A 24,583-nucleotide genomic window follows, 5' to 3' on the forward strand; every position below is an offset into this window, starting at 1 on the left:
AATTCTTGTACCTGAAACTGGGCTCTCCTGCTGACGCAGGGGAGCCTGCCTTGAAGGCAATAAAAGGGGGGGACAATGGACGCCATACTTCTTCAAATCCTAAACGGGCTCGATAAGGGATCGGCATATGCGCTTATCGCGTTAGGGCTGACGTTGATCTTTGGCACGCTGGGTGTTGTGAACTTTGCCCACGGGGCGCTGTTCATGATCGGCGCTTTTTGTGCTGTTACCCTGCAAAAGCTGTTTAGCCTCAGCTTTCAGACCATCGACGAAACCCAGACGGACTTTCTGGGTAATCCGCTGAAGGTCGAGACACCTTATGTCGAGGCATGGTTCGGTCCCGAGGTCGGTGCGTCAATCATCGACTGGTCGGTGCCTCTGGCGATCTTGTTCGCGATCCCGATCATGCTGTTGGTCGGCTATGTGATGGAGCGCGGGCTGATCAAGCATTTCTACAAACGCCCCCATGCGGATCAAATCCTTGTGACATTTGGTCTGGCTATCGTGCTGCAAGAGGTCGTCAAGTATTTCTTCGGAGCCAACCCGATTCAGACCCCGCCGCCGGACGCGCTGAATGGCTCTGTCGATTTGGGCACCATGATCGGGTTCGATCCGAACGCCATCATTTATCCGATCTGGCGTCTGGTCTATTTCGGCTTTGCGGTTGCCATTATCGGTGCAGTCTTCTCATTCCTGCAATTCACCACCTTCGGCATGGTTGTTCGCGCCGGTATGGCCGACCGAGAAACCGTGGGTCTGTTGGGCATCAACATCGACCGCCGATTTACCATTATGTTCGGGATCGCTGCTGCGGTGGCAGGACTGGCCGGGGTTATGTACGGGCCGCTCAATCCGCCGAACTACCACATGGGAATGGACTTCTTGGTCCTTAGCTTTGTCGTGGTTGTTGTAGGTGGCATGGGATCGCTGCCTGGGGCCGTGTTGGCGGGGTTCTTGCTGGGGGTCCTCGAGAGCTTTGCCTCAACCACATGGGCCACAACCACGATTCCGGGCATCAACCAGATCATCATCTACCTTGTCGCCATCATCGTGCTGCTGCTGCGGCCACGCGGGCTGATGGGGCGCAAAGGCGTGATGGAGGACTAATCCATGTTTGGACTGAACAAAAAAGACACCGGGCTGCTGGTCATCGTTGGGATTCTGACGCTGCTGGCCCCCTTCATCCTGAACCCGTTCCCGGCGGACAGCGCCATGGCGCAGTTCAACGCGGGCTACCCCGACCTGATGCAGCGGTTTGTGATCTTTGGCATCTTCGCCATCGGGTTCAACATCCTGTTTGGCCTGACCGGATACCTGTCCTTCGGCCATGCGGCCTTTCTGGGCGTGGGATCGTATTCGGCCGTTTGGATGTTCAAGCTGCTCAGCTATAACGTCATTCCCGCCATCGCGCTGAGCGTGGTGATCGCTGGGTTGTTCTCTTTGCTGATCGGTTATGTCAGCCTGCGGCGGTCAGGGATTTATTTCTCGATCCTGACGCTGGCCTTCGCACAGATGAGCTTTGCGCTGGCCTATTCGGTGCTGTCGAACCCCAAATTCAACCTCACCAACGGGGAAACTGGCCTTCAGGTCTATGCAGATGACCCGCAGATTCTGCAGGGGGCCAATGCGCCCGATCTGCCGCATCTGTTCGGATTACCCATGCGCGCGACCTACACGCTGGACATTGGCGCGTGGAGCTTTGACTTCAACGCAGGCTACTACCTGTGTGCGGTGGTTATGATGGTCGTGTTTTATCTGGCGATCCGCATCTTCCGGTCGCCTTTCGGGATGATGCTGCGGGCGGTGAAATCGAACCAGCAGCGGATGAACTACACCGGGCTGAACTCGAAACCCTATACGCTGGCGGCCTTTGTGATCTCTGGCATGTATGCTGGTCTGGCTGGTGGCCTGATGGCCGCGATGGATCCGCTGGCCGGGGCCGAACGGATGCAGTGGACAGCCTCGGGCGAGGTGGTTCTGATGACCATCCTTGGCGGTACCGGAACGCTGATCGGTCCGGTTCTGGGCGCGGGCTTCATCAAGTATTTCGAGAACATCTTCTCGAAAATCAACGATAACGTCCTGCACAGCTGGTTTGCCTTCCTGCCCGACGGGTTGGAGGACGCCGTGGTGTTCATCATCCACCCGTTCATCGGCAAAGGCTGGCACCTGACATTGGGTATTCTGTTCATGTTGGTGGTGATTTATCTGCCGGGCGGCCTTGTCGAAGGCGGACAGCGGGTATCGAACTGGTTCAAACGTCGGAAATCCGGTTCGGATGATGCGCCTTCGGGCAAAACCGAGCCAGCGGAATAAAGGAGGCGACTATGGCAATTCTACGTGTAAAAGACGTCAGTAAACGCTTCGGTGGCCTAAAGGCGCTGACGGACGTGAACCTGAACGTCGAGGAAAATTCGGTTCATGCCATCATCGGCCCCAATGGCGCCGGCAAGTCGACCCTGCTGAACTGTCTTGTGGGTAAACTGATGCCGGACACCGGGTCGGTCCTGTTTGACAACAACTCGGTGCTAGGGCTCGAACCGTTTCAGATCAACCAGATGGGCATCAGCCGTGTGTTCCAGACCCCCGAGATTTTCGGTGAGTTGACGGTGATGGAGAACATGTTAATCCCGATTTTCGCCATGCGAGACGGGGCGTTTCGGATGCACGCCTATGAGACGATTGCCAAGGAAAAGGACATCGTGGAACAGGCCGAAGCGATGCTGGTCGAGATGAACATGGCCGACAAGCGCGAAATGCATGCCGCTTCCTTGTCGCGTGGTGACAAGCGTCGGCTTGAGATCGGCATGTGCCTTAGCCAGAACCCGCGTCTGTTGCTGCTGGATGAACCGACGGCCGGAATGGCGCGGGCCGATACCAACAACACGATCGACCTGCTGAAACAAATCAAGGATGAACGCGACATCACCATCGCGATCATTGAGCACGATATGCATGTGGTCTTCAGCCTTGCCGAACGGATTACCGTGCTGGCACAGGGCACACCCTTGGTGGAAGACGCGCCAGAGAACATTCGCGGTAACCCCAAGGTTCGCGAAGCCTATCTGGGCGAGGCAGCGTAAGGAAAAGCTATGAATCAGAAACCGGACTTTTCGAAAAACGCCAATATGGCCACAACTGCGCCCGCCTTTCTTTCGGTGTGGGATATGCACTCGTACTACGGCGAAAGCTACATCGTTCAAGGCGTCAGCTTCAACGTACACGAGGGCGAAATTCTAGCTCTGCTCGGCCGGAACGGGGCTGGTAAGACCTCGACCCTACGCTCGATCGCGCGTCTTGATGACCCCGAAGTGCGCCATGGCGAGATCTGGCTGGACCACCAGCCTCTGCACAACAAAACAAGCTACGAGGCCGCAGCGGCCGGTCTTGGTCTTGTCCCCGAGGATCGCCGGATCATCCCTGGCTTGACGGTCGAGGAAAACCTGCAACTTGCTCAGATTGCGCCACCAATTGGCTGGTCGCTTGAACGTATCTACGAGTTGTTCCCCCGTCTTGGCGAGCGCCGCAAGCAAGAGGGCGTGACCCTGTCAGGTGGTGAGCAACAAATGCTGGCCATAGCGCGTGCATTGGCGCGCGACATCAAGGTTTTGCTGTTGGACGAGCCCTACGAAGGACTGGCCCCGGTGATCGTGGATGAGATCGAAAAGACTCTGATCCACGTAAAGCAACAGGGTATGACCACGATCATCGTTGAACAAAACGCCGTGCGTGCGTTGGAACTGGCCGACCGCGCAATCATCCTGGATACAGGCAGTATTGTGTTTGATGGAACGGCTAGCGAAGTGCTGGAGAATACGCAGCTGCGTGAGGAATACCTGGCAATCTGATCCATTTGGTTAACCGACAAATTTACAGAGTTAAGGCGGAGTGAGTGATCACGCCGCCTTTTTTCTGACCGCTGCAAAAAAAGGAGTGGATTAATTCACTGCGGTTTCATGGGGTTAATGGCCACTACGGGAAACCCCCAATATGCCTTGGGCGCCAACGGAGTTAACCGTAAATCATCCAAGGTTTTACCAAGGACATTTCCCCCTTTGAGGGGCTGGCTTCTTACCCCCTCGGCCGGCCCCTCAGTCGTTTGGGTCAGGCCGTTTCTTCCAGTTTCGATATCGCTTGCCGGACCAACGAGGGCAGTTTTTCGTTGTGGTCGTAGTTAAGTGCATGCGGGATTTCGGAGACGGGTGACTTCCGATACCCTTCGGTGAACAGCAGAAACGGAACCTGCGCACGTTGCGCGGTTTCGGCGTCGACTTCGCTGTCGCCAATAAACAGACGCGGACCGGTCGGGGTGACGGCGGCGAAACTGGCGTGAAGATGCGCGGGATCGGGCTTGCGTGTGTTCAGAGTATCGCCGCCAAAGACGGTTTCGAAATGATGAGCGAGGCCCAAATCCCGCAGAATATCGCGGGCGGGGGCCTCGGGCTTGTTGGTGCAAATGCCCAACACGCATCCCATATCGCGCAGCTGCTGTAGCGCCTCGGAAACACCGGGATAGGGCACGGTCAGCGCACTGGATGCGGCGGAATAATGTGCAAGTGTACGCTCAGTCAGTTCTGCATGGCGATCAAGTGGCATGTCGCAATGCCTGATGACACGTTCGACCAATTTGGGAAGGCCATTCCCAACGAATTGCTGGATTGTCTCTTGTGGAAGATGGGGGCGTCCCTCGTCCTGCAGCATGCGGTTCGCGGCGGCCGCGATATCAGGCAAACTGTCGATCAGCGTTCCGTCCAGATCGAACATGAGCGTTGCAGTCATGGAAAACCTCGGGCGTTTGAATTGTCGCATCAGGCTTAGCCCGATCGCCAAAGCAGCGCAATTCCGCGCGGATGAATGAGGTTTGATTTTGACGCTTGACATACCTGAGTAAAATAATCAGATTAAAGGTCAAGACACCAAGCCAACCCGGATTCGGGTCAGCCAGCCACTGAAAAAGCGAACAGAAATCGGCCTTTCGCCCGTGACCCTCTGGAGTTGACCTGATGAATGTGCAGAACCCGAACCCCACGCAATCTTACCCCGTATCCATGCTGCCGGCACATAAGGCCGAAGAACTGACGAAAGGCGGAAATCTGGCTCATATTGAGCTGGGTGATCAGCTTTACACCCTGCGCATCACCCGCGCTGGCAAACTGATCCTGACGAAATGAGCGCGCGTTTTACCCGCGGCGGGGCTACCGTTGGTCGACTGACGGACCTTAGCCCTATTGAAGCCAGCGCGGTTCTGTACTTGCGGCAGTGGAGCGATGCAGCGTTGGCGTGCGCAGATGGTTTGGCGCAAGAATCCGATCAGGACAGCGTTGCGATGAGTGTTATGGATCGCTTGTGTTCACTCTGTGCTCATCATGGCAGACGACCGTTGATCCGCCACGGACTGGGGTGTTCCTGTCTGGGCGCGGATGAGAACTGTTTCGCGCAGATGATCGCCGCAGCCTCGGAAGGTGCGCGTGAAGACACAATGATGTTGGCGGCGCTTATCGTCCGTCCGGATTTCGCGCCCGCCCTTGCTGCCTTGTCCGAGGAATTGGCGCTGGCATTGCGTCGCATGTCAGTCGCGGCCCCGCTGCCTTCGACCGGCCACGTAACCCCCTCTGCCGTGTTGCATTAACAACTCGGTCAGGCTCAGACCCCCGTCCTAGTCAGGCCGGGGGTTTGTTCATTCAGCAACACCCGCAACCGGCATGGTGGTGATCGCAGGCGGGGGCAGGGGCATAGTCACCGACCTCGGTCAGCACATCGCGCAGCGCCCACAGAATCATGTCGACATCATCCGCCTCGATCGTCAGGGGCGGGCGGATTTTCAGGATGTTGTCCTTTGGCCCTTCGCTGCCGATCAGAATGCGATGATCGCGCATCCGGTTCTTGACGTATTTGCAAATCTCGGAGCCCTCGGAACCGTCCGGGTTAATCAACTCGACTCCCAAAAATAGGCCCATGCCCCGCACGTCGCCGACACAGCCGAAATCAGCCTCGATCCCGTGCAGGCCATCCAATAGCCGCGCGCCCATCACGCGGGCATTGTCCTGCAGCCCCTCATCATCGACGATGTCCAACACCTCTTTCCCGATCCGGCAGGACAAGGTTGATCCACCAAAGGTCGAGAAGAACTCGATCCCGTTGTCAAAGCTTTGGGCGATTTCTTTGGTGGTGACCAAAACGCCCAAGGGGTGCCCGTTGCCGATCGGTTTGCCCATGACCACGATATCGGGCAGGGCGCCCTGGTGTTCGAAGCCAAAGTAATACTCACCCAGACGTCCCAGCCCAGTCTGCACCTCATCAGCGATACACACCCCTCCGGCGGCGCGGATTTTTTCATAGACCGCAGGCAGATAGCCCTTGGGCGGGATGATCTGCCCGCCGACCGAGGGGAAGGTTTCTGCGATAAAACCGGCGATGCCGTGGCCCTTGTCTTGCAAAGCGGCAATCGCAGGGTCCACAAAATTCGCGAATTTTGTGGCGCGGTCGGGATCGTCGCGCCGGAAAGACCCGCGATAATCGTCGGCCACCTCAACCAGTTCGACCCAATCCGCCTGACCCACGCCGCCGGGTTTGTTGAACTTATAGGCCGAGATCGCGACCGCCGCATTCGTATTGCCGTGATAGCCATGATCCGGCGTCACGATCCCCTTGGCCCCGGTATGGGCGCGGGCCAGCCGCAGGGCCAACTCGTTCGCCTCGGTGCCGGAATTGACGAAAAAGCAGACCTCAAGGTGGTCAGGCAGTTTCGACAACACTTTGTCGGCAAATTCGGTCTGCGCCGGATGCAGATAGCGCGTGTTCGAGTTCATGCGCCGCAGCTGATCTGCCGCCACGGCCTGAATACGCGGATGCGCGTGGCCCACATGGGGGACGTTGTTATAGGCGTCCAGATAGGGACGGCCCCATTCATCGAACAGGTGGTGTTTCCACCCGCGCACCAACATGACCGGGTCGTCATAGGTCAGGCTGAGATTGCCGCCAAAATTGTCGTGCCGCCCCTGCAGGATCGCCTGCTTGTCGGTCGGTTGATAGAACACCTTGTCATCAGGCAGGTTCAGCAAGGCCGCCGGGTTGGGGCAAACCGCGTGCCACAGCTCCATCTCATCGGGGTCACCAACGCCGGGCCAGTCGTTCTGCATCCCGTCCGTGGTCATCGCCAGCTGGAAATGCACATGCGGGGCCCAACCGCCGTTTTGTGTGTGATCCCCTAGCTGCGCAAACGCCGCGCCCTGCGCCACCGGATCGCCGGGGTTCAGCCGATCGCACACCTCGGGGTCCAGATGACCATAGAGCGTATAGAACGCATCCCCTTCTGGCGTTTCATGATGCAGGATCACCACGCCGCCATAATCCAGATGGGCGTCACGGTTTTCCACCGCCTCAACCCGCCCGCTCATCGGCGCGTGCAGCACGGTGCCCGCCGGGGCGAACACATCCACCGCCAGATGCACCGTGCGCCGGTCCGAGGCCTTCCACGGCCCTTTGCGGAACCCCGGCTCGGCATAGATCAGGCGCGGCTCATTGTAATAGCCCAGCCACAGGCCCTCGCCATATTCCTCGCCCACGCGCGCGGCCTCGGCCAAAGGCATATGAAACGGGTTCTGCGGCCAGACGCAGTTTTCAACCGACAGCGACCCCATCGGCACATCATCCAGATCCTGTCCGAACATCGGCGCGAACTGACCGCGATGCGCGGCCAGATAGGCGTGGACACGCTCGGCCCCTTCTGTCACCGGCAACCCACAGGCAACGCGCAGCCGCGCCGCCATCAAGCCGCCATTGACCGAAGCGTTCTCCAGAAACCGCCAGGCGGGGGCTTGGCTGATGGTTACATACGGATCATCGGGATTGTCGATGGCCATTAGGGTCGAGTTCACCACCGACACCGCCAGCCGCATCCGCAACAGCGGCCAGATCAGATCAACCTCATCCGTGCGCAAGCGGTTCGCGGCGTGATAGCCCTGCACCAAGGCGGTCAGCGCGCGTTCGGGCTGGGGTTGGTCCAACACGATATACGCCCCGGCAATCGCCAGGTCGCAGATGCGGGGTGCCGCGCACATATCCCCCAGATCAATCAGGCCCGAGACGCTCTGCCGCTGGCCCATCTCACCCTCGACCAGAATGTTATAGTCATTGGCGTCATTATGGATGGCCTGTTTGGGCAGGCGAGACAGAACCGGTGATATCGCGTCAAACCCGGCACAAACCTGGGCCAGCAAAGCGCGCCGCGCGGGATCAGAAATCGCCTCAAGCTGATCCGCAACCCAACCTGCCTGCATCATGTCCCACTTGAAACCATCGCGTTGCAAACCGTCATGCGAGAACCCTTCCAGCGCACGGTCAGTCGCCCCCAACGCACGGCCCAGCTTCAGGATCAATGCCTCGGATTTCGGCGCGGTCTTGGCATAGCACTCGCCCGGCAAACGCTCCAGCAACCAGACCAGTCGGGGATGCCCGTCCTGATCAGAAATCTCAGGCAGCAGACGGCCTTTCAGATCAGGGAAAACCTTGGGAAACGGCAGACCCGGCGCCTCAGCCGCGATATGCTCCAGCGCCTTGACCTGCAAGTCGACGAATTCGGCCTCGCACCCTGCGCGCATAACCTTCAACACATAATCCTGACCATTGGTGGCATGGACCATGAAATTCAGGTCATATTCGCCGTCCAGCCGCGTCAGCTTGGCCTCAAGACCCCAATGCTGGCGCAATGCATCGGCCCAGAACTGCGTCATGTTTTCCATTCCCAAACCTGCCCCGTTTGCAAACGGGATCCTTTTCATCTGGCTAAAAATACCTTCGGGGGGAATCGCGCCCCGGCGCGATGGGGGGCAGACAGCCCCCCTGACCCGTTACCCCAAAGCGCGCAGCCGCTTGATCAACGAGGACGTATCCCACCGCCCCCCGCCCAGCTTCTGCACATCCTTGTAGAACTGATCGACCAAAGCCGTCACCGGCAGAGATGCCCCGGTCTCATCCGCCGTATCCAGACAAATCCCCAGATCCTTGCGCATCCAGTCGACCGCAAATCCATGGTCGAAATGGTCGTCCAGCATCGTCTCATAGCGATTGGCCATCTGCCAGCTGCCGGCCGCCCCCTGGCTGATCACTTCAACGACCGAGCGCCCGTCCAATCCGGCCTTTTCAGCGAAATGCAGTGCTTCGCTCAAACCCTGCACCAAACCTGCAATGGCAATCTGGTTGCACATCTTGGTCATCTGACCTGCGCCGCTGTCACCGATGCGGCGGCAGATTTTGGAATAGACCTGCATCACCGGTTCTGCTGCATCATAGGCCGCTTGATCCGCACCACACATGATCGACAAGACCCCATTCTCGGCCCCAGCCTGACCGCCCGAGATCGGAGCGTCCACAAACGCGATACCTGCGGCTTTGCCTGCGTCGTAGAGCTCACGCGTTACCTTGGCGGATACTGTTGTGTGATCGACAAAAATCGCCCCCTCGGACATGCCGTGAAACGCGCCGTTCTCTCCGGTGCAGACCATGCGCAGGTCATCGTCATTGCCCACGCAAGCCATGACAAATTCCGCGCCCTCAGCAGCTTCGCGCGGCGTCGTCCCCATTGATCCACCATGTTGGGCCACCCAAGCCTCGGCCTTGGCTGTGGTGCGGTTATAGACGGTGACATCGTGGCCTGCAGCCTGCAGGTGACCGGCCATCGGATAGCCCATTACACCCAAACCCAGAAACGCGACTTTTGCCATGTGGAGATCCTCTCTGCTGTCCGACAACCACCTAGCGCAGCAGTCCGGAATGTTCAGCAGAGACAAATCAAAGCTACGAGGAAAGGGCAACCCTGCGCTAAGGGTTCCCACCCAAATCTTGAAGGATTGGACAGTCTGGACGGTCATCGCCTGCGCAGGCGTCCACCAGATGACCAAGCGTATCCCGCATCGCATTCAAGTCGGCGATTTTGGCCTCGATCTGCGCCAGATGCGCGCGCGCGACTTTTTTCACATCAGCGCTGGCGCGGGTCTCGTCTTCGTACAAAGCCATCAGGGTCCGGCAATCTTCGATGGTGAATCCCAAGGCGCGGGCGCGGCCCAGAAAGTTCAGCTTGTGCACGTCCTGGCTGCGAAACACTCGGTATCCGTTGTTATCCCTCAGTGGTTTAACCAGCCCGATGTCTTCGTAGTAGCGGATCGTCTTGGCGGGCAGGCCCGTCTGGGTCGAAACATCTCCGATATTCATGAGGTCACCGTCTGAGGTTGGTGTTCTGCCTGCCGCTCGGGCAGCGTGGCCCGCACCCGTCGCAGGCGCAGGGCGTTGGTCACGACAAAGACGCTGGACAATGCCATCGCCCCTGCCGCCAAAGCCGGGGACAGCAACGGTCCGCCGAAGGGGAACAAAACGCCCGCCGCGACCGGGATCAACACTGCGTTATACCCGAATGCCCAACCCAGGTTCTGGCGGATGTTGCGCATCGTGCGGCGGCTGATCTCGACCGAATTGGCGACGCCGCGCAGATCTCCGGACATCAGAACAACATCGGCCGTTTCAATCGCCACATCCGTGCCCGTGCCGATGGCAATTCCAGTATCAGCAGAGGCAAGCGCAGGCGCATCGTTGATACCGTCACCCACAAAGGCCAGCGCCCCGAACCGGTCGCGCAGTGCGTTGATCGCTTTTAGTTTGCCGTCGGGCAGAACCTCGGCGGTGACATGATCTATACCCAGCTTGTTGGCCAAGGCTTGTGCTGTATGTGCGTTGTCTCCTGTGACCATGGCCAGAGTCAGGCCCATCGCGTGCAACCGGTCCAAAGCCTCGGTCGTCCCCGGCTTGATCGGATCGGAAACCGTCAGCAAAGCAGCGGCCCGACCGTCCACTGCAACGAACAAAGGCGTGGCCCCTGCGGCGGCGCGTTGATCTGCCTCGGACGTCAGCTCAGACAGGTCCACTTCGCCCTGATCCATAAACCGAGGCGACCCGATCAACACCTCGCGCCCTTCGACCACGGCCCGCACGCCCAATCCGGTCAGAGACTCAAATTCGACTGGCTGCAGCAGATCCGCAGGTCCGGCGCGTGTGATCGCGGTGGCAATCGGGTGCTCGGACCGCGCCTCAATCGAAGCGGCCAGACGCAGAACGTCATCGCGGTCGAATCCGTTGACGGTGGTGATGCTTTCCAATTCGGGCCGACCCAGTGTCAGAGTGCCAGTTTTGTCCAATGCAACCACCTTTGCCTGCTGCAACTGTTGCAGCGCGTCGCCCTTGCGGAACAAAACACCCAACTCAGCCGCGCGCCCGGTGCCAACCATGATCGAGGTCGGCGTCGCCAGACCCATCGCGCAAGGGCATGCAATGATAAGGACCGAAACACCGGTGACCAGCGCCATCGGCAGCGCCGGCGCGGGCCCAAAGGCCAGCCAGACCGCAATGGTCAGCAATGCAACGACGAGCACGGTGGGAACGAACCAAGCCGTGATCTTATCGACCAACCCTTGAATCGGCAGCTTGGCACCCTGCGCCTGTTCGACCATGCGGATGACCTGCGCCAGCACCGTGTCGGCCCCAACCCGCGTTGCACGGACGCGCAACGCGCCGGTGCCGTTCACCGTACCACCCACAACCGGGTCGTCTGGTGCTTTGCCGACCGGAATGGGTTCGCCACTGATCATGCTTTCGTCAATGTATGACGTACCCTCCAGCACCACGGCATCCACTGCGACGCGTTCACCAGGGCGGATTTGCAGAATGTCACCCACCACGATCTGGGCAATGGGACGATCTACAGTGGCGCCACCTTGTTCAACCCGAGCCGTCTTTGGTTGCAGGCCCACCAATTTGCGGATAGCAGCGCCGGTGCGGCCCTTGGCCCGTGCCTCCATCGCGCGCCCCAGAAGAATAAGGACAACGATGACCGAGGCGGCCTCGAAATACACATTCGCGCTGCCTTGCGGCAGGAGACCCGATGCGAATGTGGCGACGATCGAGTACAAATAAGCCGCACCCGTGCCCATCGCGACCAGCGCATTCATATCCGGTGCGCGGCGTAACAGGGATGGAACACCCTTTGCGTAAAACACTCTTCCCGGTCCAGCCAGCAAAGCCGTGGTCAGCGCGAACTGAATCAAATAGCTGGTCTGCAACCCAATGGTCTGATGCACCCAGTGATGAAAGGACGGGACCATGTGCCCACCCATTTCAAGGACAAAGACGGGTAGAGCCAGTACCGCAGCTAAGAGGGTCGTGCGCGTCAGTGCGGTGGCTTCTTGCGCTTTGTCCGTCGCGCCCTCATCCACCTGCGCGACATGCGCTGGATAACCTGCATCAGCGCATAGCTTGGCCAATGCTAAGGGATCGCTAGCCCCCTCAACGAACTGAATTGTTGCGCCTTCGGTGGCGAGGTTGACCTGCGCGCTGATCACGGCCGGGTCCGCCTGAAAGACACGCTCGATCCGGCCCACGCACGACGCGCAGCTCATCCCCTCGATCTTCAGCGATGCTGTGGCTGTTGCGGCGGGATATCCGGCGGCGTCCAGCGCATCGGTTAGCTGGGTGATCGGGCCGTCGTGGGTAACCTGCGCCACTTTGGTTGCGAAATTCACCGAAGCATCGGTCACACTATCCACAGCGCGCAGGGCCGTTTCGACACGTCCCACGCATGATGCGCATCCCATTCCGGTTATGTTCAGCCTGATTTCGTGTACGGCTGTCATCCGACTCATCCCGTGTAGATATTTGTTCCTTTAAATGGGGGTTCCAGTCACGGGAAGGTCAAGGGGTTGCGTGGGTTTTCAACGCATAGCTGCCATGCGTTTGGGGTCAGCGATCTGAAAAAACCTCGAGCAAAAGCGAGTTGTATTGGGCGGGCGGCGCGCTGCGGACAGCTTCTGGAGACGCGAAAAACCCCAGCATCAGAATGGCCACACACATAAACATGCCAAAAAGGCAGAAACTGGCGAGGTTCAGTGTCGAGCGCAGCATGATGGTAATCCCTGTTTCCAATCTGAGGGCGGATCGCAATTCGGTTCAGCCCCGTTTTGCCAGTTCCTGTTTTAATTTTTCGTTCTCGGCCTGAAGTTGCGCCAATTGCTGACCAAGCGTGTTCAGATGGGGGCGTAGTTCGGCCTCGGTAAAGCGAGGTGTGATATGGCGGGGGCAGTTCCAGTCCAGCCCCTCGACCCGGATGATTGCGGCGCGTTCCGCGGGCGTTTCCGCCCCGTCGGGATAGAGGCTGGCGGCGGCGGCTTCGCCTTCGGTAAAATCGACCCGACCCAGTATTTTCAACCGTCGTTGGTTGGCGTAATCCATCAGGATCATGGCAATCCGGTCGTTTCCGTCCAAATTCCCGCGCGAGATATACTGTTTGTTGCCCGAGAAATCGGCGTATCCGATGGTTGTCGGCCCAAGCACCCTTAGAAACCCGATTGGCCCGCCGCGATATTGCACATAGGGCCAACCGGTCTCGGACACAGTAGATTGGTAAAAACCGTCCCGCGCCTCGATAAACGCTTTTTCCGCAGGGCCGATCTGATGCCCCTGTTGTGGCCCGCCTTCTAGGAATTTGGCATAGGTCTTGGCCGATCCCATTCTTTCCTGATGGGCGCGGACGGCGGGAGTAAAGGTCAGTTCAGAAAAGGCGCGGGGCATGGGTGATCCTTTCTAGAGGCCCAGATCAGAGAGGCCGGGGTGGTCTTCGGGTCTGGGGCCTTGGGGCCAGTGAAACAGACGGTCTTCTTCGTCAATCGGCAGGTCATTCAGCGAGGCGTGGCGTTTGGCCATCCGGCCATCTTCGGCAAATTCCCAGTTCTCGTTGCCATAGGACCGGAACCACTGACCGCTATCGTCATGCCATTCATAGGCATAGCGTACGGCAATTCGGTTTTCCGTAAATGCCCACAGTTCCTTTATCAGCCGGTAGTCGAGCTCTTTGTTCCATTTGCGGGTCAGGAAGGCGTGGATGTCTTCGTGGCCCGATAGGAATTCGGCGCGGTTCCGCCATTGGCTGTCCTCGGTATAGGCGGGTGTCACAAGATCGGGGTCGCGGCTGTTCCAGCCGTTTTCCGCCATACGGACTTTTTGTGTGGCGGTCTCAAGAGTGAAGGGTGGCAGAGGGGGTCGGCTCATATCTTGGTCTTTCAGGTCAGTGCGGCAGCAAGCAGCGCAAGGGTCAACAGGAAGGGGACATACTGAGGGGAAAATGGGCTGTTGCGGCGTTTCATCGTCTAGCTCCAAGGTTTACTGATCGGTACATCTTGAGGTTAATGTGTACTGATCGGTAAACTTTTGCAAGTCTCAATTTGAGAAAATTTTTGAATGACCTTGAAAGAGCTATAATTTAAAGGCTTCAGGGGTTGAGTTCCCGGCAATCTTGTCGCGAAATGAAACTATGGTTATGTACTGATCAGTACACTCAGGAGCCGAATTATGCGCCCGAACAAACGCGACGAGCTGGTCCGCAATGCTCTGCAGGTTTTTTACCGGGATGGCTTTCACGCCACCGGTATGGACAAACTGGTGGCAGAGACAGGTGTGTCGAAGACCTCGATGTACAAGCATTTCCGAACCAAAGAGGAATTGATCGTTGCCGCCTTACGCTTGCGGGATGAGAATTTCCGCAACTGGTTCTATGGCCGGATCGACGCGCTTGCCGACACGTCCGCGCAAAAACTGCTGGCCAGTTTCGATGCCTTGCAAGAGTGGTTTGAAGAGGACGGCTATCGCGGTTGCATGTTCATCAAAGCCGGTGCTGAATACCAGGACAAAGACCACCCCATCCATCTGGAAGCAGCCGAGCACAAACGTCTGCTGCTCGAATATTTCACCGATTTGGCCCGCGACGCAGGCGCCCGCGAGCCTGAAAAGCTGGGATGTCAGATTCTGCTGTTGAAAGAAGGTGCGATTGTCACTGCTGTTCTGCTGAAAAGCTGTGATCCTGCGCGCGACGCCAAGGAAGCAGCCCGGGTGTTGTTGGCGAATGCGCTACCGGTCTGAGTCGTTACGTTTAAAAGACGTTGCGTAGCAAAGCTCTTGGCGCATTGGATTGCCGGATCGCGGGGGTTACCTTCAAGGAAACTGACTTGAGGGGACACGAAATGTCTTTGTTTACGAATTCCGCCAATTGGGTAACCGAAGAGCATCGGATGTTCGCAGAGATGGCGGACCGTTTCATGCAGGATGAATTGGTCCCCAACGCCGAACGCTGGAACGATCAGGGGCAAGTTGATCGAGCGTTCTGGCACAAGGCTGGGGAAATGGGTCTTATGGCCGGGTCGATTTCTGAGGAACATGGCGGTGTCGGGGGCGGTCTTGGTTTCGATGCGGTTACGATGTACGCGCAGGCGTCGCACGGAGATTGTGGATGGGGTTACCCGATCCAATCGATTGTGACCCATTACATCACCGCTTATGGCAGCGAAGAGCAAAAGCAAAAATGGCTTCCCAAGCTGGCTTCGGGTGAAATGGTCGGCGCGTTGGCGATGACTGAGCCGGGAACTGGTTCCGATGTTCAAGGCATTCGGACAACTGCCGAGAAAGATGGCAATTCATACCGCATAAACGGCTCGAAAATCTTTATTACTAACGGTCAGTCGGCTGATCTTATCCTTGTCGCAGCAAAAACGGACAAATCGCTGGGCTCGAAAGGTGTTTCGTTGGTGGCGGTCGAGACCGGAGGCGCGGACGGGTTCCGGAAGGGGCGCAACCTCAAGAAGTTGGGGATGAAGGGCAACGACACGGCCGAACTGTTCTTCGAGGACGTAAAGGTGCCGATGACCAACCTGATCGGCCCGGAAGAAGGGCAGGGCTTTTATCAAATGATGAAGCAGTTGCCGTGGGAGCGTATGACGATTGCGATCATCGCACTTGGCGCGATCGACTTCGCGATTGCCGAGACGGTGCGTTACACGCAAGAGCGCAAAGCCTTCGGTCAGCGGGTTATGGATTTCCAGAACACACGATTCAAACTGGCCGAGTGCAAAACCAAAGCCGAGGTTCTGCGCAGCTTTGTGAATGACTGTATCGCTCGGCTTGAAGCTGGAACGCTGGACGCAGCGACGGCATCGATGGCCAAGTATTGGGGTTCCGAGGTGCAGAACGAAGTCATGCATGAATGCCTGCAGTTGTTCGGAGGCTATGGGTTTATGATGGAGTACCCTATCGCGCGCCTCTACGCCGACGCGCGTGTTCAAATGATCTATGGTGGCACCAATGAGATCATGAAGGAACTCATCGCACGTTCCTTGGACACATAAAGCCCGGCGGGATACTCCCGCCCGTCGTCGACGTTTCTGAAGAAACATCTCCTTCCGTTGGGCCGGGCAGGCGCGGGCGTAGCCCGCGCCTGCCCGGCCCCTGCTGTCCGCAGGACGCAAGGCCTAAGGCCGCGCAGTTTTGCTCGGTAAGTCTTGTGTATCGGTTCAGGCTAAAGAGATTTGATCCTGTAGCCATGTTCGAAACGATCGGAGCGGTTCAGATTCCGCTCGGGATTGGGGCCAGACAAGAAAAAAGTCGCCAAGGCTGACACTCGGGCCGTTCCATGCAAGCACCAGTTTGCCTGTTTTCAAGTCGTTTTCGATCAAATAGGTCGGCAGCAGCGCGACCCCCAGCCCGTGAATTGTCGCCTGACCCATCGTCGAAAACTGGTCAAACAGCATGCCAGAAATACCGCTAACGGACCGACCTTGTACAGCGAACCACCTTTCCCACGCATCTGGCCGCGTTTCCAAGTGCAGCAAGGGTGCACTCAAAAGCCAGTCGGGGTTGTCGTTCTGTGTCGGAAGCAGATCTGGCGCGCAGACCGGCAGAACATCTTCCCGCATGATCGGCAAGTAATTCACACCGGCCCATGTCCGTCCGCCAAAGTGAATCGCGGCGTCGAAGTGTTCGTTTTCAAATTCAAACGGTCTAAGACGCGTGTTCAGGTTTACGGTGACTTCGGGGTGTTTGCGGGCGAAATCCTGAAGGCGGGGGGCCAGCCAGTGCATCCCGAACGCTGGCAGAATCGACAGATTGAGTGAGCCGCCGGTCGGGTTGGCCTTCAGCTTCAGAGACGCCTGAGCAAGCTGGCTCAGGCTGGACCGGGCGACCTGAACATATTCTTTTGCCGCGGGCGTCAGGTTCAGTCGCATCTGGTTGCGTTGAATCAGATCGACGCCCAGTTGCTCTTCCATTGCCTTGAGTTGTCGACTGATCGCGCTTTGGGTCAACGACAGCTCTTCAGCTGCAGCCGAGGCGCTGCCTAGCCGGTCTACCGCTTCCAAAGCCAGAAGCGATGGGATTGAGGGTAGGAAACGACGGGGCGCAATCATATGACAAATCCTCATACCTTTGGGACGGAATATCACTGGCATTTGCGCTGCGCCAGCCCGATACACATCACAGGCATTTCCTTTGCTTAAGCTGCTGAATGCCTGCAAGAAGGGGGCGCTGTATTTCTGATGTTGCCACCAGGTTTAACCAAAAGGACCCGCAAATGGATCGCGCTCAGATCGTTCATGAGAATTTCCTGACCCGTGTGGCGCAACACGACTTCCCCCATGGTGCGCCTCCTCAGTCGGGACTGACTGCGCCCGAAGCGGTATCTCTGTTTCGCTCGCAGGTGCTAAGCCGGGCGCTGGATCGCACCAGCCGCGCAATGCAGAAGGCGGGGCAGGGGTTCTATACCATCGGCTCATCCGGGCATGAGGGGATGGCGGCTGTGGCCCATGCACTGCGCCCGACGGATATCGCCTTTCTGCACTATCGCGACGCCGCCTTTCAGATCGCGCGGGCCGAGCAGGTGCCGGGCCAGCAGATCGCGTGGGACATGCTGCTGAGTTTTGCGTGTTCTTCCGAAGACCCCACCTCGGGCGGACGGCACAAGGTGCTGGGGTCCAAGGCGCTGACCATCCCGCCGCAGACCTCGACCATTGCCAGCCATCTGCCCAAGGCGGTCGGCGCGGCCTATTCGCTGTGCGCGGCCCGACGGCATGACCCCGAGCATCGTGAACTGCCCGAGGATGGCATCGCAATGTGTTCTTTCGGAGATGCCTCGGCCAACCACTCGACCGCGCAGGGGGCGATCAATTCGGCGGGCTGGACCAGCGTGCAATCGACGCCGCTGCCCTTGTTGTTCGTGTGTGAGGATAACGGGATTGGCATCTCGGTCAAAACACCCAAAGGCTGGATACAGGCTTCGATGGAGCATCGCCCCGGCCTCCGGTATTTTCAGACCAACGGGCTGGATATCTACGAGACCTATGCCGTCGCGCAAGAGGCCGCCGATTATGTGCGTACTCGCCGGAAACCTGCCTTCCTGCATCTGAAAACCGTGCGCCTTTACGGCCATGCGGGGGCGGATGTGCCGACGACATATATGCCCAAATCCGAGGTCGAAGCGGATGAGGCCAACGATCCCTTGCTGCATTCCGTGCGCCTGCTGGATCAGGCCGGGGCGCTGTCGTCGGAGCAGGCGCTGAAGATATACCAGGACACTTGCGCCCGTACCGATCGCATCGCTGCCGAGGCCGCCACGCGCCCGCATCTGAGTGGCGCCGCCGAGGTGATGGCAAGTCTGATCCCGCCCAAACGGGTCTGCAAACCTTCGAACGGCCCCAGCGAACAGGCGCGCGCAGATGCGTTTGGCGGGGATATGCGAGCAATGAATGACCCTCAGCCCATGAGCCGCCTGATCAACTGGGCGCTGACTGATCTGATGTTGGAACATGGCGAAATCGTCTGCATGGGCGAGGATGTGGGCCGCAAGGGGGGCGTCTACGGGGTCACGCAAAAGCTGCAACAGAGGTTCGGACCGGACCGGGTAATCGACACGCTGCTGGACGAGCAATCGATTTTGGGGCTGGCGATTGGCATGGGTCATAACGGGTTTGTGCCGATCCCCGAAATCCAGTTCCTCGCTTATCTGCACAATGCCGAGGACCAGATCAGGGGCGAGGCCGCGACGCTGCCGTTTTTCTCGAACGGGCAATTCACCAACCCTATGGTCGTGCGGATTGCTGGCTTGGGCTATCAGAAAGGGTTTGGCGGGCATTTCCACAATGACAACTCGCTGGCCGTGCTGCGCGATATTCCCGGAGTGATCATCGCCTGCCCCTCGACAGGAGAGGACGCGGCGCAGATGCTGCGCGAATGCGTGCGATTGGCGCGCGAGGAACAACGGGTGGTTGTGTTTCTGGAGCCCATCGCGCTCTATCCCATGCGTGATCTGCATGAGGCGCAGGATGGGGGCTGGATGACGACTTATCCCGCGCCGGATCGGCGGATCGCGCTGGGTGAGGTGGGGGTGCATGGCGACGGCACCGATCTGGCCATCGTGACCTATGGCAACGGGCATTACCTGTCGAAACAGGCGCTGCCTGAGTTGGAAGCGGCGGGGCTGAACGTGCGGATCATCGACCTGCGCTGGCTGGCCCCGTTGCCGATGGATGCCCTGCGCGCGGCCACCAAAACATGCGCGCATGTTTTGGTCGTCGACGAATGTCGCCGCACCGGCAGCCAGTCTGAGGCGTTGATGACTTTCTTCGTCGAAGAAAGTCCCGCCACCCCAATCGCCCGTGTTGTGGCCGAGGATAGTTTCATAGCAACCGGCCCCGCCTATGCAGCCCCTTTGCCGTCAAAAGACGGGATCGTTGCCGCCGCATTAAACCTAACCGGAGGCCGCGCATGACCCGTACCGCTGTTCTGATCTGCCCCGGTCGAGGCACCTATAACAAGCCCGAGCTGGGCTATCTGCACCGTCACCACGCGCAGCGGATGGACCTGTTTCACAGTTTCGATGCCCTGCGTGCCGAGGCGGGGCAGCAGGCTGTGACTGCGTTAGATGGGGCCGACCGGTTCACGGTCAGTACCTATTCGCGCGGGGATGTGGCTTCGGCTCTGATCTATGCGGCGTCTTTGGCGGATGCGCAGGCCGTGGCTGATGATATCGAGGTTGTTGCGGTCACGGGGAACTCGATGGGCTGGTACAGCGCGCTTGCTGCGGGCGGGGCGTTGTCGCCGCAGGACGGGTTTCGGGTGGTGAACACCATGGGCACGCTGATGCAAGATCACCTGATCGGCGGGCAACTGGTCTATCCATTCATCGGTGACGACTGGGTAAACGACTCTGCTCGGAAGGAGGAGTTGCTGGCCGAGGTCGCGCGGATCAATGCGCAGGACGGCCACACGCTTGGCCTGTCGATTGATTTGGGTGGGATGCTGGTTCTGGCCGGGGATGAGGCGGGGCTGACTGCGTTCGAGGCGTCTCAGCCCGCCCAGCAGGACCGGTTCCCGATGCGTCTGGCCAATCACGCCGCCTTTCACACGGCGCTGCAAGCCCCGGTCGCCGCCGAGGGCCGCGCGCGGTTGGGGGCCGACCTGTTTGGCCAGCCCGAGCGCCCTCTGATCGACGGACGCGGCAAAATCTGGTGGCCTGCAGCGACGGATACGCAAGCGTTGTGGAACTACACTTTAGGTCACCAAGTCACCGAACCTTATGACTTCACCCGCGCCATCCAAACCGCAGCGCGCGAATTTGCACCGGACCTGTTTATCGTTGCTGGACCTGGGGCAACCCTTGGGGGCGCAGTGGCACAGTCTCTGGTATTGGCGGATTGGCGCGGCTTGGCGGACAAACCCGCGTTTCAGGCGCGGCAGGACGCGCAACCCTTCCTGATTGCCATGGGCCGCGATGATCAACGCACACTTGCAACCGGCTGACACAGTCTTGATGATCTGCTTATTCGCAAGGAGTCCGACGTGAGCGACCATGACCAGTCCCTCTGGCTGAATACCGGTAAGGAGCACGTGGCCAGTAGCCTTTTGACCAGTGATCTGACGGTTGATCTGGCTGTGATCGGTGGTGGGTACACTGGCTGCTCAGCGGCTTTGACGGCGGCGCAGTCCGGCGCATCGGTTGCTCTGCTTGAGGCGCAGGAAATCGGGCATGGCGGATCGGGCCGAAATGTCGGCTTTGCCAATGCAGGTCTGTGGCTGCCACCGGATGAAATTCGTGCGTTTTTGGGAGAGGCGGCAGGCGACCGCCTTATCGACCTTTTGGGGGCTGCGCCGGGCGATGTGTTTGACCTGATCCAGCAACATGGGATCGACTGCGCGCCCGTGCGCAACGGTACCCTGCATTGTGCGCATTCGCCTGCCGGGCTTAAGGACCTGAAAAACCGTCATGCACAACTCAGTGCGACCGGTGCCCCGATTGAGCTTTTGTCAGCCGACGAAACCCGCCAGCGCACCGGCAGCGCGGCTTTTCACGGTGCGGTTTTTGATCCGCGTGCGGGGACGATCCAGCCGTTGGACTATGTCCGCGGGCTTGCGCGTGCGGCAGTTGAGGCGGGGGCGCAGGTCTTTACGCAAAGCCCGGTTCAATCGCTGTCGCGTGACGGCGATGTGTGGGTGTTGACCACAGCAGAAGGTACTGTTCGGGCCAAAGCATTGATCCAGGCCACAAACGCTTATCACCGGGGTTTACCCGGAACGGCGCCAGCCTATGTACCGGTTTACTATTTTCAGTTCGCGACAGGCCCGCTTTCGGACAACCTGCGCGCCAGTATTCTGCACCAAGGCGAGGGTGCCTGGGATACTGGCCTGATCATGACCTCGTTTCGGTTGGATCACGAGGGACGTTTTATCATCGGGGCGATGGGCGATCTGGGCCATGCAGGGAGCGGGGCCCACAGGGCGTGGATCAGACGCAAGTTGGCCGAGCTTTATCCGCAGCTGTCCGACCAGCCCCTGACCCAAGGTTGGCATGGTCGCATTGCGATGACGTCAGACCATATTCCCAAAATCACGCAGATTGGCCCGAATGCCTTGGCAGCGCATGGGTTCTCGGGCCGTGGTATCGGCCCAGGTACCGTTTTTGGCCGTCAAATGGCCAAAAGCCTGTTGCGCAATGATCCGGGTCTGCTGCCTGTCCCGGCAGTTGCTGAGTACTCGGAAAATTGGACTGGCCTGCGGCGCGCCTGTTTCGAGACAGGCGCGGCGCTTACGCATCTGATTAAGGCGCGGTTCTGATCCTAGACGGATCGCGTGATGCCACCGTCGACGCGTATGTTTTGTCCTGTGATGTAGCCTCCGCCTTCGGACGCCAGCATTGCCACGACCGAGGCGATCTCATCATAGCTGCGCCCATAGCGGCCCAGCGGGATACGGGCGCGGAACTCTTCTTTCTCGGGCAGGCTGTCGATAAAGCCGGGCAGGACATTATTCATGCGGATATTGTCGGCGGCGTATTGGTCGGAAAACAACTTGGTAAAGGCGGCCAGTCCGGCGCGGAACACGCCCGACGTTGGGAAGACCGGGTCCGGTTCGAAGGCGGCGAAAGTCGAGATGTTGATGATCGACCCGCCCCCTTGCGCTTGCATGATCGGTGTAACCAGACGGGTGGGGCGAACGGCGTTCATGAAATAGACGTCCATGCCTGTGTGCCAATCCTCGTCCGTCAGCTCCAGCACCGATGCGCGGGGTCCATGCCCGGCCGAGTTGACCAGAACGTCGACACGCCCCCAATGGGACATCGCGGCGTCGACCAGCTTTTGCAGATCCTCTATAGATTGGTTTGAACCGGTCACGCCAACACCGCCCAATTCATGCGCCAGTGCCTCGCCTTTGCCCGAAGAGGACAGGATACCGACCTTGAACCCGTCTGCAGCCAGCCGCCGGGCGGAATCCGCACCCATTCCGCTGCCACCGGCTGTGATAAGCGCCACTTTGGTCATTTGATCTCTCCGTTTGTTGATGACCCGAAAATGCGCCTCGTCGGCGCATTTGACTAATCAGTTCTTCTGTTTCTATGCTGTAGAAAATCTACAGGATGGTCATATGACCGCATTACCCCCGCTCAATGCCCTACGCGCGTTTGAAGCCTCGGCGCGACATCTCAACTTTCGACTGGCAGCAGAAGAGCTGGGCGTGACGCAAGGGGCGGTTGCCCAACAGGTGCGCGGACTAGAAGCGCGATTGGCCGAGAAGCTGTTTGATCGCCTGCCACGTGGCCTTGCGCTGACCGAATCCGGACGCAGGTTTCATGCCCCTCTGCGCCGCGCTTTTCGTTTGATCGAAGAGGCGGTCACTGATCTGTCCGGCGACAGACATGTTACGATTTCGGTCACGCCCAGTTTCGCGTCGAAATGGTTGGTGCCACGGCTAAAGGACTTTTCCTCGCGGTATCCGGATATCGCCGTTCAGATCGACGCGCGCGAGCGGTTGGCAGATTTCAAAAGCGACGGGGTCGATATCGCCGTGCGACAGGGTCGATCCCCATTTGGCAGCGACTTATCATCGGTGCCTCTGTTTTCGACTGATTTCCTTGTGGTCTGTAGCCCTTCGTTGGCCACCCAAGTCAAAGCGCCGCAGGACCTGTCAGGCGCAGTCCTTTTGAACGACACCCACGGTCTTTGGCCTTTGTTCCTTGATCGGGCCGGAGTCGTCGGCAAGCCACGAATGATGAACTTTAGCCAGACAAGCCTTGCCATTGACGCGGCTGTGTCCGGGCAAGGGATAGCGCTTGCTAATGCGCCATTGGTTGCGGCTGAACTGGCGTCAGGACGCCTTGTTCAACCTCTGCCTGATATACTGGTCGTGGATCTGGGTTTTCACATCGTCGTGCCAAAACGCCCCCGACAACCGGAACTGGTCGAGGTGGTGCAAAAATGGCTTTTTTCTCAGGTCTGAAGGGCGCCCGCGGTGGACTCGATCCTGTTACGTACCCAGCGATGAGCGGGATCGTTTGCCGACCTTTGATGCCAGACCATGTAGATCGAGACCGGCTCGCATTTAAACGGCAAGGGCGCGCAGTCCAGCGTAGCCAGTGGCCCGCGTTTCATCAACGCGGTGTCGGTCGAGATCAGGTCGCTGCCTTTCACAAAGGACGGGATGGCGTTGAAATGAGGCAAGGTGACGGTGGATGGTCTGATCTGGCTTTGGTCTACGCCCCGCATCACGGCGCGCGAACTGCGGCCATCGGGAAACCGAACGTCAACATGTTCGGTCGCACAGTAGGCGTGCCAACTGTCCGGCGGACAGCGTCGTTCTGCATCGTAAAAGATCATCAATGGGCTGCAGAGAATACGTTTCTGAAAGATGTCCGGCCCATCCGGCGGCAGGGGCGTCAGCATCAGCTGGCACCGGTCGCTGCGCAACAAGTCCGGATCGGGAACACCCGAAGGTATGAACCCTAGCCGCAACCGGACGCCCTCGGCCCGTGTGGCGCGCAGCAGTTCGGGAAAGATCAGTTCGCGCGGCATGTCGTTGGTAGCGATCTGAAATTGCATTTCCTCAAGCATCGGATCAAACGGGCGGTCTTCGGTCAGCGCCCGCATTGCATCCAGCACGTTTTGCGCTGGGTCTTTCAGCGACAAAGCCCGTTCGGTCGGGGTCAGCCCCTGACCCGAGCGGACAAACAGCGGATCGCCTAGAACCTGTCGCAATTTGGCCAGCGTATGGCTTATCGCTGATTGCGTCACGCCCAACCGGTCGGCCGCTTTCGATACTGAACTTTCTTCGAGAATGGTCAGAAACACGCGCAAGACCTTACCGTCCAGATCAGTAAAATCAGTTTTCCTCATGACGTGTATGATTATTCATGAATGGATTTGCAGTCCAGTGCGCAATAGGTGACTGTCATCAT

General features: G+C 58.8%; 23 protein-coding genes. 12 read left to right on the forward strand and 11 right to left on the reverse strand.

Annotated elements, in window-relative coordinates; all coding sequences use genetic code 11:
• Window positions 1–75: 75 nt before the first annotated feature.
• Genes ACR3EG_RS04815 through ACR3EG_RS04830 form a run of 4 tightly spaced genes read left to right on the forward strand, consistent with a single transcriptional unit; the run spans window position 76 to window position 3,848 of the window.
• A complete protein-coding gene (locus ACR3EG_RS04815) occupies window positions 76–1,107 on the forward strand; it encodes a branched-chain amino acid ABC transporter permease (RefSeq protein ID WP_480483354.1) in 1,032 nt (343 codons plus the stop codon).
• A 3-nt stretch (window positions 1,108–1,110) separates the two neighbouring features.
• The gene (locus ACR3EG_RS04820) at window positions 1,111–2,316 is read left to right on the forward strand and encodes a branched-chain amino acid ABC transporter permease (RefSeq protein ID WP_480483356.1); all 1,206 of its coding nucleotides are present in this window, start codon (window positions 1,111–1,113) and stop codon (window positions 2,314–2,316) included.
• An 11-nt stretch (window positions 2,317–2,327) separates the two neighbouring features.
• Window positions 2,328–3,083, forward strand: a complete 756-nt coding sequence (locus ACR3EG_RS04825; RefSeq protein ID WP_170751588.1) for an ABC transporter ATP-binding protein — start codon at window positions 2,328–2,330, stop codon at window positions 3,081–3,083.
• Window positions 3,084–3,092: 9 nt separating this feature from the next.
• Entirely contained in the window at window positions 3,093–3,848 is a 756-nt protein-coding gene (locus tag ACR3EG_RS04830; protein ID WP_170751586.1) for an ABC transporter ATP-binding protein, read from the forward strand.
• A 256-nt stretch (window positions 3,849–4,104) separates the two neighbouring features.
• On the opposite strand, the gene gph is transcribed toward ACR3EG_RS04830, so the two are convergent.
• Complete coding sequence (gene gph / locus ACR3EG_RS04835; RefSeq protein ID WP_209195210.1) at window positions 4,105–4,779, reverse strand: phosphoglycolate phosphatase; 675 nt, start codon at window positions 4,777–4,779, stop codon at window positions 4,105–4,107.
• A gap of 224 nt (window positions 4,780–5,003) precedes the next feature.
• On the opposite strand from gph, the gene hemP reads away from it, so the two are divergent.
• Both hemP and ACR3EG_RS04845 read left to right on the forward strand, forming a co-directional pair.
• Window positions 5,004–5,171 carry a hemin uptake protein HemP gene (hemP, locus tag ACR3EG_RS04840; protein ID WP_170751582.1) on the forward strand — a complete coding sequence of 56 codons (168 nt, stop codon included), beginning with the start codon at window positions 5,004–5,006 and terminating at the stop codon, window positions 5,169–5,171.
• Window positions 5,168–5,629 carry a hypothetical protein gene (locus ACR3EG_RS04845; RefSeq protein ID WP_480483359.1) on the forward strand — a complete coding sequence of 154 codons (462 nt, stop codon included), beginning with the start codon at window positions 5,168–5,170 and terminating at the stop codon, window positions 5,627–5,629. Before hemP ends, ACR3EG_RS04845 begins: the two co-directional genes overlap by 4 nt.
• A 52-nt stretch (window positions 5,630–5,681) precedes the next feature.
• On the opposite strand, the gene ACR3EG_RS04850 is transcribed toward ACR3EG_RS04845, so the two are convergent.
• The 7 genes from ACR3EG_RS04850 to ACR3EG_RS04880 all read right to left on the reverse strand — a co-directional run bounded on the left by ACR3EG_RS04850 (window position 5,682) and on the right by ACR3EG_RS04880 (window position 14,088).
• Window positions 5,682–8,741 (reverse strand): aminotransferase class III-fold pyridoxal phosphate-dependent enzyme, encoded by a 3,060-nt coding sequence (locus ACR3EG_RS04850; RefSeq protein WP_480483361.1) that lies wholly within the window; start codon window positions 8,739–8,741, stop codon window positions 5,682–5,684.
• 108 nt (window positions 8,742–8,849) lie between these two features.
• A complete protein-coding gene (locus ACR3EG_RS04855; protein ID WP_480483363.1) occupies window positions 8,850–9,722 on the reverse strand; it encodes an NAD(P)-dependent oxidoreductase in 873 nt (290 codons plus the stop codon).
• 97 nt (window positions 9,723–9,819) lie between these two features.
• Window positions 9,820–10,209 (reverse strand): Cu(I)-responsive transcriptional regulator, encoded by a 390-nt coding sequence (cueR, locus tag ACR3EG_RS04860; protein WP_480483365.1) that lies wholly within the window; start codon window positions 10,207–10,209, stop codon window positions 9,820–9,822.
• Complete coding sequence (locus ACR3EG_RS04865; protein WP_480483366.1) at window positions 10,206–12,677, reverse strand: heavy metal translocating P-type ATPase; 2,472 nt, start codon at window positions 12,675–12,677, stop codon at window positions 10,206–10,208. Before ACR3EG_RS04865 ends, cueR begins: the two co-directional genes overlap by 4 nt.
• Window positions 12,678–12,783: 106 nt before the next feature.
• Window positions 12,784–12,945 carry a hypothetical protein gene (locus tag ACR3EG_RS04870; protein ID WP_480483368.1) on the reverse strand — a complete coding sequence of 54 codons (162 nt, stop codon included), beginning with the start codon at window positions 12,943–12,945 and terminating at the stop codon, window positions 12,784–12,786.
• A gap of 45 nt (window positions 12,946–12,990) precedes the next feature.
• Entirely contained in the window at window positions 12,991–13,611 is a 621-nt protein-coding gene (locus ACR3EG_RS04875; RefSeq protein ID WP_480483370.1) for a pyridoxamine 5'-phosphate oxidase family protein, read from the reverse strand.
• Window positions 13,612–13,623: 12 nt separating this feature from the next.
• Window positions 13,624–14,088 carry a nuclear transport factor 2 family protein gene (locus ACR3EG_RS04880; RefSeq protein ID WP_170751567.1) on the reverse strand — a complete coding sequence of 155 codons (465 nt, stop codon included), beginning with the start codon at window positions 14,086–14,088 and terminating at the stop codon, window positions 13,624–13,626.
• Window positions 14,089–14,388: 300 nt separating this feature from the next.
• Here ACR3EG_RS04880 and ACR3EG_RS04885 point away from each other — a divergent pair, with 300 nt between their 5' ends.
• Together ACR3EG_RS04885 and ACR3EG_RS04890 are read left to right on the forward strand one after the other, a co-directional pair.
• Window positions 14,389–14,955: a TetR/AcrR family transcriptional regulator gene (locus ACR3EG_RS04885; protein ID WP_480483372.1), complete on the forward strand. Its 567-nt coding sequence runs from the start codon at window positions 14,389–14,391 to the stop codon at window positions 14,953–14,955.
• A 101-nt stretch (window positions 14,956–15,056) separates the two neighbouring features.
• Window positions 15,057–16,214, forward strand: coding sequence for an acyl-CoA dehydrogenase family protein (locus tag ACR3EG_RS04890; protein ID WP_209195202.1), 1,158 nt, complete (start codon window positions 15,057–15,059; stop codon window positions 16,212–16,214).
• 165 nt (window positions 16,215–16,379) lie between these two features.
• On the opposite strand, the gene ACR3EG_RS04895 is transcribed toward ACR3EG_RS04890, so the two are convergent.
• On the reverse strand, window positions 16,380–17,270 hold the full coding sequence (locus ACR3EG_RS04895; RefSeq protein WP_209195201.1) for a LysR substrate-binding domain-containing protein: 891 nt from the start codon (window positions 17,268–17,270) through the stop codon (window positions 16,380–16,382).
• Between the two features lie 164 nt (window positions 17,271–17,434).
• On the opposite strand from ACR3EG_RS04895, the gene ACR3EG_RS04900 reads away from it, so the two are divergent.
• From ACR3EG_RS04900 to ACR3EG_RS04910, 3 genes are read left to right on the forward strand one after another with little or no spacing between them, the layout of a single operon-like run.
• Window positions 17,435–19,627: a dehydrogenase E1 component subunit alpha/beta gene (locus ACR3EG_RS04900; RefSeq protein ID WP_480483373.1), complete on the forward strand. Its 2,193-nt coding sequence runs from the start codon at window positions 17,435–17,437 to the stop codon at window positions 19,625–19,627.
• Window positions 19,624–20,658, forward strand: a complete 1,035-nt coding sequence (locus ACR3EG_RS04905; RefSeq protein WP_480483374.1) for an ACP S-malonyltransferase — start codon at window positions 19,624–19,626, stop codon at window positions 20,656–20,658. Before ACR3EG_RS04900 ends, ACR3EG_RS04905 begins: the two co-directional genes overlap by 4 nt.
• Window positions 20,659–20,697: 39 nt before the next feature.
• Window positions 20,698–21,969: an NAD(P)/FAD-dependent oxidoreductase gene (locus ACR3EG_RS04910; RefSeq protein WP_480483376.1), complete on the forward strand. Its 1,272-nt coding sequence runs from the start codon at window positions 20,698–20,700 to the stop codon at window positions 21,967–21,969.
• Window positions 21,970–21,971: 2 nt separating this feature from the next.
• Here ACR3EG_RS04910 and ACR3EG_RS04915 read toward each other — a convergent pair whose 3' ends face one another.
• Window positions 21,972–22,673 (reverse strand): SDR family oxidoreductase, encoded by a 702-nt coding sequence (locus ACR3EG_RS04915; protein ID WP_480483378.1) that lies wholly within the window; start codon window positions 22,671–22,673, stop codon window positions 21,972–21,974.
• Between the two features lie 103 nt (window positions 22,674–22,776).
• Here ACR3EG_RS04915 and ACR3EG_RS04920 point away from each other — a divergent pair, with 103 nt between their 5' ends.
• The gene (locus ACR3EG_RS04920) at window positions 22,777–23,628 is read left to right on the forward strand and encodes a LysR substrate-binding domain-containing protein (protein WP_480483380.1); all 852 of its coding nucleotides are present in this window, start codon (window positions 22,777–22,779) and stop codon (window positions 23,626–23,628) included.
• On the opposite strand, the gene ACR3EG_RS04925 is transcribed toward ACR3EG_RS04920, so the two are convergent.
• Entirely contained in the window at window positions 23,619–24,521 is a 903-nt protein-coding gene (locus ACR3EG_RS04925; protein WP_480483382.1) for a LysR family transcriptional regulator, read from the reverse strand. The two genes, ACR3EG_RS04920 and ACR3EG_RS04925, sit on opposite strands and share 10 nt — an antisense overlap.
• Window positions 24,522–24,583: the final 62 nt, after the last annotated feature.

This window comes from Ruegeria sp. AM7 (assembly GCF_056535965.1).